The organism is Vibrio sp. YQ_11, assembly GCF_043103065.1.
In the GTDB taxonomy this organism is placed as follows: Bacteria; Pseudomonadota; Gammaproteobacteria; order Enterobacterales; family Vibrionaceae; genus Vibrio; species Vibrio parahaemolyticus.
The window spans coordinates 19,215-30,811 of the sequence record NZ_JBICJM010000009.1 but is presented as its reverse complement, the minus strand read 5'-3'; the positions used below and the strand labels follow the sequence as shown (position 1 = coordinate 30,811).

Sequence of the window (11,597 nt, the reverse complement as noted above, 5' to 3'; positions counted from 1 at the left end):
ATGAAACCAGCACTCAGCAACAAAACTTTACCGCACCCATCGACTTGGTCAGCGATGAACAATGGGCCTTGGGTGCTTGAGTCAATCCAGACCCGACTTGATGAATGGTGTCCGAAATTGTTCGGCTACCATATGCTCAAACTGGGCGGGTTGAGCTGTGAGCTAACCAGCTGTAATTGTAATATTCAACACCAAGTCAACGTAGATATCCAGAACCCGTTGCACAATGTTATCGCAGATGGTTACGAATTGCCCTTTTTGGAAAAAAGCTTTGATGTCGTGATACTTGCCCATCAGCTTGATTATGCAAGTGATCCACATCGTCTGCTGCGAGAAGTAGACAGAGTGATGATGGATGATGGCTGCTTGATCATTACGGGTTTTAACCCAATTAGCTTTACTGGTTTAGCGAGTTTGTTCCCATGGCGTAAAAATAACTTGCCGTGGAGTGGACGAATGTTTACTTCGAGCCGAATCAATGACTGGTTGGGGTTACTCAATTACCAAGTAATTCATTGTGATCGTTATGCGCTGTTTCCTATGACACGTTATCGCACCATGTGGACTTGGTTAGAAAACAGCTTGGGGGATTGGGCTTCTCCGGCGGGGAGCTTGTACTATATCGTCGCTCGTAAACGAACGTACCCTCTCAAGCCAATCAAACCACATTGGCGTCTAAAGAAAAAACTGACGCCGCTTGGCGTGATGAACCGAGAGGGATTTGGTGTGAAGAGAGTGTCGAGCCAGCGCTACTAGCGTATTAAGATGGCTGGTAGCCTGTATCTTCTTCTGTTGGGTTTTCTGCTGCTGTGCGGGCGAGTTCATCACAGATTTCGTTTTCTCTGTGTCCAGCATGGCCTTTAACCCAATGCCAATCCACTTGGTGGCGTGCCGTTTCTTTATCCAGTGCTTGCCATAAATCGGCGTTCTTCACGGGCTTTTTATCTGCGGTTTTCCAGCCGCGTTTTTTCCAGTTGTGAATCCACTGCGTGATCCCTTGGCGCACGTACTGACTATCGGTCGTCAGCGTGACACGGCACGGCTCTTTCAGTGTTTGCAGGGCGACAACAGCGGCTAACATTTCCATGCGATTGTTGGTGGTGAGGGTGTAGCCTTTGGAGAGCGTCTTTTCTACGTCTTTGTAGCGTAAGACGATGCCGTAGCCACCAGGGCCTGGATTTCCTAAACAAGATCCGTCTGTGAAAATCTCAACGTGTTTGGTCATATTTTTGGTACTATTAGCCGAAACATTTAATAAAGCATAGTCTGACATACATAACCTTATGAATACCAGCAGCAATTCTGAACATAATCGCATTGTCGTTCTCGATACCGAAACCACAGGTATGAACCAAGAAGGTGGTCCGCACTACTTAGGTCACCGCATCATCGAAATCGGTGCCGTGGAGATCATCAACCGTAAGCTGACTGGTCGTCATTTCCATGTGTACATTAAGCCCGATCGTGAAATTCAACCTGAGGCGATACAAGTACACGGTATTACCGATGAATTCTTGGTAGATAAACCGGAATACGCGAGTATCCACCAAGAGTTTCTTGATTTTATCAAAGGCGCAGAACTGGTTGCGCACAACGCGCCCTTCGATACTGGCTTCATGGATTATGAGTTTGAAAAACTCGATCCAACAATTGGTAAAACCGACGATTACTGCAAGGTGACGGATACGCTTGCCATGGCGAAGAAAATCTTCCCGGGCAAGCGCAACAACCTCGACGTATTATGTGAACGTTACGGCATTGATAACTCGCACCGTACACTCCACGGGGCATTGCTCGATGCGGAGATTCTAGCCGACGTTTACCTACTGATGACTGGTGGGCAAACGAGTCTAGAATTTAACGCCAACAAACAAGAAGGCGGGGTAGAAACCATTCGCCGCATTGAAGGAAGAAAAGCACTAAAGGTTTTGCGTGCAACTGCCGATGAATTAGAAGCGCACCAGAAAAGATTAGAACTGGTAAACGACTGTATTTGGCACCAATAGGAGAAGCTATGTTGAGGGCTTTGTCGGTCGCTATTTTAGCGATCTGGAGTTGTTTCGCATTTGCCGCGAGCGAGTCCGCCATGTCTTTGTTGGATAACCGTTTTCGTGTCGACCCGACCATCGAACAGATTACTTTTCTGGTTTATCGTGAACAAAGTTCTCAACCTGTTGTGTTAGTTCGTCCAGATGGTAAAAAATATTACGCGTGGGGCTCTTACGACAACGTTCGTTGGTATCAAGAACCATCACTCGACATCATTTCAGTCGATAACCCAATGCCCGGTCCTTGGCAAGCTGTGGGGAAAGTAACCCCAAAAAACAACATCCGCTTAATTTCACATCTCAAGCTCAGCACCGACGTATTCCCTAACCGTCTCTATAACGGAGAAGCGCTCAAGTTCACTGCGCGTTTAACTTCAGACGATAAGCCGCTTGTCCTGCGAGACTTTCTCGACCGCGTCAACTTGCGAGTCACCTTTACTAAGTTTGTCGAAAATGAAGACGAACTGATAAAAGAGGCACGCCCAGTGCCGATGATCATTGGCGAATTTTCTGATGATGGTCGCGGTCTGGATGAACAAGCGGGCGATGGTGTATTCACCGTTCAATTACCTATCGAAGTGGAACCGGGCAAGTACCGCGCACGAATCACTTCTGGTAACGGCGTATTTTTGCGTGCGCAAGAACAGGTGATTTTGGTGTACCCAAACCCAGTGTCACGTACGTTTATTCAATCTCGTAGCCCAGAGAAACCACACCAGCTGGTAGTTAGCGGTGAGCAAGGTATGATTGCTCCCGGTTCTATCGCGGTAAATGTCGAGCAAAATGCACCTGATGGCTTTATTACCTACAGCCAAGGTCAAGTGTCACAGGATGGTATGAAAACCACCTTGAACTTGGATAACGATCCTGAACTGGGCAAGTACTCATGGCGCGGAGAAATCTTTGCAACGGATTTCGCAACCCAGCGTGCACTGGTGTTTCCTATTCAAGAACAAACCTTCAGTGTCGTTGATGAAGTGGATTTAGAAGCAGCCCGCATCGCCAAAGAAGCAGAGCTGGCCGAGCAACGCCGTATTGAGATGGAAAAACGCATCATTGCAGAGCGCGAAGCAGAGCGTAAACGCAGCATGATCATCATTGCGGTCGGCAACGTAGTGATGCTTTTGATTGCTGTTGTGGCTTGGATTGTGTGGCGCAAGTTAAAAGCGAAACGACAAGCCATGCCTGAAATGCAATTGGAAGTGCCAAAGAAATAAGGCAGAAGAGTTAGAGAAAGAACGGAGCCCATCGGCTCCGTTTTTTGTTTATCTTAGATTATCGCTTAAGCCACTTCTGGAATTGGCTTTGGTGGTTGTTCCAAATCAGGTTCTTTTTGCACGGTCGGAACAATCCCTTCACCGACTGCACTGAGGTAGCTACCACTGAGTTTGATCGCAAGGTACATATCGGCACGCAGCAAAATCCCGCCTTCGCTGGTGCTTATTCCCGTTAACTCACACCATTGACGCAAGCGGCGTTTTCTTCCCGCGAGGACTAATCGTATTCCTCTTTTCTTGAGCACTTCGTGAATGTCGGCCAATGTCGCCATGACACTCAAATCTAGGTGAGTAAAGCTTGATACGGCATCGACTACGACACAGCTGACATCTTTGTTTTGCTCTGCGTGCTCTAGTAAACGACGCTTAAAGTACGGCGCATTAAAGTAGGTCAACGGTGAGTTGAAGCGATAAATCACCATTCCCGGAATTGGAGACGCTTTTCCGGTTTCATCAATGGTGCGAATGGTGCCTTTTTCATCCAGACCCAGTAGTTGGTCACTTGGTCGCATGACGATGCGTAAAAACTGAAATAGACCTAATAGAACGGCCAGCGTGATACCCGGAATAACCCCAATCACTAACACGGAAATAAAGGTAATGATGGCAAGGTAAAAGGCATCTTTGTCACGTGTTTTCAGTATCCATATGGCTTTGAGGTCAAGCAGTGACAGTGACGCGATGATGAGTACCACGCCGAGTGACGCAATAGGGATGAACTGTAACGGCTCGTAAATAAAGACCGCGATAATAGCAATGGTGATGGCTGCCACAATAGATACCAATTGTGATTTTCCCCCATTGGCGTCGTTAACGGCGGTACGAGAATCTGCGCCGCTGATGGCAAAGCCTTGCGAGAAAGCAGAAGCAATATTGGCAAAACCCAATGCCTGAAACTCTTTATTAGCGTCAATGTCGTAGCCGTTCTTCGCTGCGAAGCTGCGCGCGGTCAGCATCATGCTGACAAAGCTAACGATCGCTAAGTTTAACGCTGGCACGACGAGCTCACGCACTTCGCCAAGCTCAAATTGTGGGGCTTGAAATTGAGGGAAACCACCTTGAGTTAAGCCGACTACGGCCACGTCCATTTCTTGTAAGTGCAGTAGCCAAACCGATGCTGTAGTAACCAGTATGGCAAGCATTGCTGCAGGCCAAGTAGGACGGTAGCGTTTGGTTACCAAATAGACCACCACAGTCGCTACACTTAACGCAACTGTTGGCCAATGAAGTTCTGCCAAGCGTTGTGGAGCTTCCCATAATCGTTCAAGTAGATAGCGTTGTTCGTATTTCAAACCCACGACTTTCGCAAACTGACCGACAATGATGGTCAACGCCACGCCGTTGAGTAGCCCTAAGAGGATTGGGCGGGAAAGAAAGTCAGCAAAAATTCCCAGTTTGAAGCGGCTGGCCAGTACACACCAAATACCTGTCATGGCTGTCATGGTCATCACGAGCTGCCAGTGTTTGGTTGGGTCGCCAGCGGCAATTGGGGTAACGACGGCGGCGATGACGGCACAGGTTGCTGCGTCCGGGCCAACAATGAGTTGCCGGGAAGTGCCCATTAAAGCGTAAACCAGCATCGGCAGCACGCATGAGTAGAGGCCGACGATAGCAGAAACGCCAGTTAGCTGTGCATAAGCAATAGCAACAGGTAGTGCAACAGCAACAACAGAAAATGCTGCTCTAAAGTCGTTCACGAGCCATTCTTTTTGATAGTTTTTAAGTTGAATGAGTCCTGGGAACCACTGAGCGAATAAGAATCTAGCCAACAGATTTTCCATATATGTGGTTGAGATACGGTAAAGTATACATCGTTAATGGGTAAGGTCTGTGAGCTATTTATCACTCATATCGCGATCAATTGGTTTGGCTGTGGTTACAACGGTTGTCTGAGAGTGAGCATCGGATGCGTCGAAAGGGAGGGGGCGTTATTTGGAGTCAGAGCACAAGAAAACGGGAGCCAAAGCTCCCGTTTTTGTCTTTCTTATTGGTTTTTAAGCAACGCTATCCATTTGAGGGTAAAGTGGCTTTGCTGCCAATAGTTCCGGCTCAAAATCGTCAACGTTAATGGTATCGAGACGATGTTGCTCGGCTTCTCTCAGCAGTTCTGCTTCTTCTTGAGTGATCACGCCTTGCTCTAGACCTTCTTGAGCAATCATGTCCAAGCGGAGGAATGGACGACGTTTACCTTGCGCTTTACAAACTTTGTCGAACACAGGCTCAGCTTGAAGAATCACAGACAGTGCTAACTCAATCTTACCTGCTGGGTTGTGCTCTGTTGGCTCTAGGTACTGGCCACGGCCAATGCGCGAACGTGTTGCACTTGGGGTTTGTAGAATACGTGCCACTTTGCTGTCTAGCTTGTCACTTGGTGCTTTGCGTACACGACCGAATGGCATAATCAGAACGCGAAGTGTGCGGCCAATGACTTTGTTCGGGAAGTTTGCTAGGAACTCATCAACGGCGATTTCTGCTTGTTTTAAGCTATCTTGTAGGCCCCAGTGAACCAAAGCCAAATCTTCAGCTGGACGACCATCTTGTTCAAAACGTTTTAGCGTCGCGGAGCTTAGGTATAGCTGACTGAGAATGTCACCTAAACGCGCAGATAAACGCTCTTTACGTTTCAACGAACCACCAAGCACAGCCATTGAGATATCAGACAGAAGCGCTAGGTTGGCACTGTAACGGTTTAGCTGTTGGTAGTAGCGTTTCGTTGCATCTTTAGTCGGTGCCGATGAGCCGAGACCATCGCTCAAACCAAACCAAATACTGCGAACGAGGTTACTCATGGTAAAGCTCACATGGCCAGCTAACGCTTTGTCGAATTTCTCAACCGCGTCGCTCGCTTCTGAGTAAGCTGCGTTCATTTCTTCAAGTACATATGGGTGACAACGAATCGCACCTTGACCGAAGATGATCATCGAACGAGTCAGAATGTTTGCACCTTCTACCGTTACGGCGATTGGAGAGCCTTGGTAGCCACGAGCGAGGAAGTTCGAAGGGCCTAAACAAATGCCTTTACCGCCGACAATGTCCATCGCGTCAATGATGCTTTGTTGACCGCGGTGGGTACAGTGGTACTTCACGATTGCAGAGATAACCGATGGCTTTTCACCTAGGTCGATACCTGCAACAGTTAGGTTGCTGGCCGCATCCATGACATATGCATTACCGCCAAGACGCGCCAATGGCTCTTCAACGCCTTCCATGTGACCGATTGGTTGTTTGAACTGACGACGAATGCGAGAGTATGCACCCGTTGCCATCGCAGCCGATTTGATACCACCCGTCGAGTTAGAAGGTAGCGTGATGCCACGGCCGACCGACAGACATTCCACCAGCATGCGCCATCCTTGCCCTGCCATTTTCTCACCACCGATGATGAAATCGATAGGAACGAAAATGTCTTTACCACGGGTTGGACCGTTCTGGAATGGCACGTTTAGTGGGAAATGACGGTTGCCGATTTCTACACCTTTCACATCCGTTGGGATCAGCGCACATGTGATACCAAGATCTTCTTTCTCACCAAGCAGACCTTCTGGGTCACGCAGTTTGAATGCAAGGCCAAGTACCGTCGCAACAGGCGCAAGCGTGATGTAGCGTTTGTTCCACGTTAGACGCATACCCAACACTTCTTTGCCTTCCCATTCTCCTTTACAAACGACGCCGTAATCTGGGATTGAGCCTGCGTCTGAGCCAGCCTCTGGGCTAGTTAGCGCGAAACATGGGATTTCTTTACCTTCGGCTAGGCGAGGTAAGTAATAGTTTTTCTGCTCTTCAGTGCCGTAGTGTTGCAGTAGTTCACCAGGGCCTAACGAGTTTGGAACACCAACGGTAGATGACAAAACGCCAGAAACTCCCGTCAGCTTTTGCAGTACCAAAGATTGAGCGTATGCAGAGAACTCTAGACCACCGTACTTTTTCTTGATGATCATGGCGAAGAATTTGTTGTCTTTCAGATACTGCCAAACTTCAGGTGGTAAATCCGCGAGTTCATGCGTTACTTGGAAGTCGCTGACCATAGCACACACTTCGTTTACTGGGCCGTCTAAGAACGCTTGCTCTTCAGCGCTAAGTTTTGGCGCTTGAATTGCGTGTAATTTTTCCCATTCAGGTTTACCTTTGAATAGCTCAGCTTCCCACCATACTGTACCAGCATCGAGAGCTTCTTTTTCAGTTTGCGACATCGCAGGTAGCACAGTCTTAAACAACGCCAGTGCCTTACGGCTAATAAGCGATTGGCGGATACCAGAAACGGCAAAGACCGCGATTGCAAGCACATACAGTGCCCAGCCAATAACGCCAACTGAGCCTGTGATAGTCAGCACTAGCATGGCAGCAGTTAGTAGGCTGACGGATTTAACGAGTGACATTCTGTGGTAAAGCGTAATGCCTAACACAACAGCCATCGCAACGATAGAGAGCAAGATGTCCATATAATTTTTCCTTTTCAGACTTTATAAATGTTGTACGTCTGTATTTTGGTAAGAGGTCTAACCAGTTGGTGTAAGTGTAATAAAAATATTAAGGAAATGTAAAACGAAAGATTGAGTAAAAAGTGATCTAAGTAGAGTTAAAATTCTAAAGTTGCGAATTGAGTGATGGTTTCGTAAGCAAGTTGACAAGTTTATTACTGCCACCAATCCAAATCTGGAGGTTCACTATCGACACTAATTCTCGTTTGTGGGTAAACTCAGTGTTATGAAATGTCCGGTGCTAAAATGGCATCAGAACCATTTACTAAGGCGAAGCGAATGCGCATTTACGCCCGAAATAATAAAGAGAACGTCTTATGTACCAAGATCTGATTAGAAGTGAATTGAACGAAGCTGCTGAAGTGCTCAACAAATTTTTAAGCGATGACCATAACATTGCTCAAATCGAAGCGGCAGCGAAGATGATTGCCGATTCTTTTAAGCAAGATGGTAAGGTGCTGTCGTGCGGTAACGGTGGTTCGCACTGTGATGCAATGCACTTCGCAGAAGAGCTAACAGGGCGTTACCGTGATAATCGCCCAGGATACGCTGGTATTGCGATTTCAGATCCAAGCCACCTTTCTTGTGTCAGTAACGATTTTGGTTACGACTTTGTCTTTTCTCGTTACGTTGAAGCGGTAGGCCGCAAAGGTGATGTTCTGTTTGGTTTGTCGACATCTGGCAACTCAGGCAATATTCTTAAAGCGATTGAAGCTGCGAAAGCGAAAGGCATGAAGACCGTCGCACTGACGGGTAAAGATGGCGGTAAAATGGCTGGTCTTGCTGATGTTGAAATTCGTGTACCACACTTTGGTTATGCAGACCGTATTCAAGAAGTACATATTAAGATTATTCACATCATCATTCAGTTGATTGAAAAAGAGATGGAATAATTTTCTGCAGCCACTTTTTCGGCTGTGGTTTAGGTAAGGAGTTCGTTAAACGATGTGTGAATTGCTCGGCATGAGCGCCAATGTTCCAACGGATATCTGTTTCAGCTTTACAGGGCTGATGCAGCGTGGAGGTCGTACTGGCCCGCACCGTGATGGTTGGGGAATTACTTTTTATGAAGGTAAAGGTTTTCGAACCTTTAAAGATCCAAAACCAAGCTGTGAGTCCCAAATCGCTGAATTGGTGCAAAACTATCCGATCAAAAGTCGTGCGGTTGTGAGTCATATTCGCCAAGCAAACCGTGGCGGAGTGAATTTAGAAAATACGCACCCATTCACACGTGAGTTGTGGGGCAAGTATTGGACCTTTGCTCACAATGGCCAGCTGTCTGATTACCAAGATCTGTACACTGGGCGCCATCGTCCTGTTGGTCAAACAGACAGTGAGCTTGCGTTTTGTTGGCTGCTAAAGCAGATGGAAGATCGATATCCAGAGCCTCCTCAGGACATGGAATCTGTTTTTCTCTACATCGCTAAGTGTTGCGATCAGTTCAAAGAAAAAGGCGTGTTCAATATGTTGCTCAGCGACGGCGAATTTGTCATGACGTATTGTACTAATCACTTGTATTGGATTACGCGTCGCGCACCGTTTGGCAAGGCCGCTTTGCTAGATGAAGATGTGGAGATCAACTTCCAAGAAGAAACAACACCAAACGATGTTGTTTCTGTCATTGCAACTCAGCCTTTAACCGGCAATGAGACTTGGCATCGAATGAAGCCCGGTGAATATGGTTTGTTTCACCTTGGTGAACTGATCCAAAACAATGCATCTGATTTGAAAGATGTGCCATTTGCAGCGCCCAAACCGGGTAATCAAGCTCCGACCGAACCGTTGGAATAACGACGTTTCTAGACATCAAGTTTTCCAAATAACAAAAAGGCAGTCACTCGACTGCCTTTTTTGATGCGTTAAAAAGTACTTATTCTTCTTCAGCGGCTGCGTAGCCATGAGGGCCGAGTTCTTTGCCATCTAACCAAGCTCTGCCATCTTGCATGATTAAACGCTCTTCAACGAGCCATTTAGTCACGATAGGGTAAATGGTGTGCTCTTGAGTTTGTACACGCGCAGCGAGTGCTGCTGCATCATCATCTTCAAATACTGGCACTTTTGCTTGAAGAACTACGGGACCACCGTCTAACTCTTCTGTGACAAAGTGAACACTTGTACCGTGCTCTTTGTCTTTGGCGTCAATCGCGCGCTGGTGGGTGTGTAAACCTGGGTATTTAGGTAGAAGAGAAGGGTGAATGTTGATCATCTTACCGAGATAGTGCGAAACAAATGCACCGCTAAGAATGCGCATGTACCCAGCAAGAACGACAACATCGGGCTGATACTTGTCAATTTGTTGCATCAACTCGGCATCGAATGCCTCGCGTGACTCGAACGCTTTAGGGTCAACAAAGTGGCCATCAACACTAAATTGTTTTGCACGTTCTAGACCGTATGCGTCAGATTTATTAGAAAATACTGCTGCAACGTGTGCGTTAGGCATGCTGTTTTCACAAGCTTCTAAAATGGCTTGTAAGTTACTGCCGTTACCTGAAATTAGGACCACGATGTTTTTCATGATGTTGGGGCTGCCTTGATATTGTAGGTTCTATAAATTACCTACTATTAGGATGGTTTTCGATGTTCCAGATAGCAGAATGAGGACGTGGCGTCCTCATTCATTTTATTTTTTAGCGTGATTCACAAGTTAGTTGATTTCAACTTGCTCTTCATTTGCTTCTGCTTGAGCAATTTCACCAATCACCCATGCGTTTTCGCCTTCTTCTTTAAGAAGTGCAACCGCCGCGTCTGCTTGGTCTTTTGGTAGTGCAACGACTAGACCAACACCACAGTTGAACGTACGGTACATTTCGTGTGTTTCAACGTTGCCTTTCTCTTGCAGCCATTTGAAAATGATTGGCCATTCCCAGCTGTTACCGTCGATAACGGCTTTTGTGCCTTCAGGCAGTACGCGAGGGATGTTTTCCCAGAAACCACCACCCGTAATGTGAGAAATCGCGTGGATATCGTGTTTCTCAATCATCTTAAGTGCGGATTTGATGTAAATCTTCGTTGGTTCTAGTAGGTGCTCACCGATAGTGCGACCTGCTAGCTCTTCGTTTTTATCTGCGCCAGAAACTTCTAGAATCTTACGGATCAGTGAGTAACCGTTTGAGTGTGGACCGCTTGAGCCAACAGCGATAAGTGCGTCGCCTGCTGCTACTTTAGTGCCGTCAATCACGTCTTCTTTTTCTACTACGCCTACACAGAAACCCGCAACGTCGTAGTCTTCGCCTTCGTACATGCCTGGCATTTCAGCGGTTTCACCACCGATAAGCGCACAACCAGCTTGAACACAGCCATCAGCAATACCAGAAACCACGTCTGCTGCTGTGTCTACATCTAGCTTGCCAGTCGCGTAATAATCTAGGAAGAATAGGGGCTCTGCACCTTGAACGATGAGGTCGTTTACACACATTGCCACTAGGTCGATGCCTATAGTGTCGTGCTTGTTCATATCCAGTGCTAGGCGAAGTTTTGTGCCTACACCGTCAGTACCAGAAACCAGTACAGGTTGTTTGTATTTGGTTGGCAATTCGCATAAAGCGCCAAAACCACCGATACCACCCATCACTTCAGGGCGACGAGTACGTTTCACCGCACCCTTAATACGATCTACAAGCGCATTGCCTGCATCAATATCGACACCAGCGTCTTTATAGCTAAGAGAAGAGTTGTTACCACTCACAGGGAAGTCCTCGGTATTTAAGTTGGATATGAAAACGGCGCTATTCTACCAGTGGTTAAATACAGATAGCAAACGTTTGCGTCGGTTTTTTTCTTTAGTGATATAT

The 11,597-nt window shown here is 47.0% G+C and carries 10 protein-coding genes; 5 read left to right on the top strand and 5 right to left on the bottom strand.

Annotation, left to right across the window (positions count from 1 at the left end; genetic code table 11):
- Positions 1-756 (top strand): class I SAM-dependent methyltransferase, encoded by a 756-nt coding sequence (locus ACF8EG_RS05920; RefSeq protein ID WP_005481108.1) that lies wholly within the window; start codon positions 1-3, stop codon positions 754-756.
- A 4-nt stretch (positions 757-760) separates the two neighbouring features.
- On the opposite strand, the gene rnhA is transcribed toward ACF8EG_RS05920, so the two are convergent.
- Positions 761-1,225, bottom strand: a complete 465-nt coding sequence (gene rnhA, locus ACF8EG_RS05915; RefSeq protein ID WP_005484436.1) for a ribonuclease HI — start codon at positions 1,223-1,225, stop codon at positions 761-763.
- Positions 1,226-1,283: 58 nt separating this feature from the next.
- Between rnhA and dnaQ the strand changes: the two genes are divergently transcribed.
- Together dnaQ and ACF8EG_RS05905 are read left to right on the top strand one after the other, a co-directional pair.
- Positions 1,284-2,006, top strand: a complete 723-nt coding sequence (gene dnaQ / locus ACF8EG_RS05910) for a DNA polymerase III subunit epsilon (RefSeq protein WP_005457782.1) — start codon at positions 1,284-1,286, stop codon at positions 2,004-2,006.
- A gap of 8 nt (positions 2,007-2,014) precedes the next feature.
- The gene (locus ACF8EG_RS05905) at positions 2,015-3,265 is read left to right on the top strand and encodes a TIGR03503 family protein (RefSeq protein WP_069507348.1); all 1,251 of its coding nucleotides are present in this window, start codon (positions 2,015-2,017) and stop codon (positions 3,263-3,265) included.
- A 65-nt stretch (positions 3,266-3,330) separates the two neighbouring features.
- Here ACF8EG_RS05905 and ACF8EG_RS05900 read toward each other — a convergent pair whose 3' ends face one another.
- Positions 3,331-5,106 carry a SulP family inorganic anion transporter gene (locus ACF8EG_RS05900; protein WP_020841162.1) on the bottom strand — a complete coding sequence of 592 codons (1,776 nt, stop codon included), beginning with the start codon at positions 5,104-5,106 and terminating at the stop codon, positions 3,331-3,333.
- A gap of 213 nt (positions 5,107-5,319) precedes the next feature.
- Complete coding sequence (fadE, locus tag ACF8EG_RS05895) at positions 5,320-7,764, bottom strand: acyl-CoA dehydrogenase FadE (RefSeq protein ID WP_069507346.1); 2,445 nt, start codon at positions 7,762-7,764, stop codon at positions 5,320-5,322.
- Between the two features lie 356 nt (positions 7,765-8,120).
- Between fadE and lpcA the strand changes: the two genes are divergently transcribed.
- A complete protein-coding gene (lpcA, locus tag ACF8EG_RS05890; RefSeq protein ID WP_005457680.1) occupies positions 8,121-8,696 on the top strand; it encodes a D-sedoheptulose 7-phosphate isomerase in 576 nt (191 codons plus the stop codon).
- Positions 8,697-8,748: 52 nt separating this feature from the next.
- Positions 8,749-9,594 (top strand): class II glutamine amidotransferase, encoded by an 846-nt coding sequence (locus tag ACF8EG_RS05885; protein ID WP_053343291.1) that lies wholly within the window; start codon positions 8,749-8,751, stop codon positions 9,592-9,594.
- Positions 9,595-9,673: 79 nt separating this feature from the next.
- Here the strand turns inward: ACF8EG_RS05885 and purN are convergent, their stop codons facing one another.
- On the bottom strand, positions 9,674-10,321 hold the full coding sequence (purN, locus tag ACF8EG_RS05880; RefSeq protein WP_025506507.1) for a phosphoribosylglycinamide formyltransferase: 648 nt from the start codon (positions 10,319-10,321) through the stop codon (positions 9,674-9,676).
- Positions 10,322-10,450: 129 nt separating this feature from the next.
- Entirely contained in the window at positions 10,451-11,491 is a 1,041-nt protein-coding gene (gene purM / locus ACF8EG_RS05875) for a phosphoribosylformylglycinamidine cyclo-ligase (protein WP_005457724.1), read from the bottom strand.
- Positions 11,492-11,597: the final 106 nt, after the last annotated feature.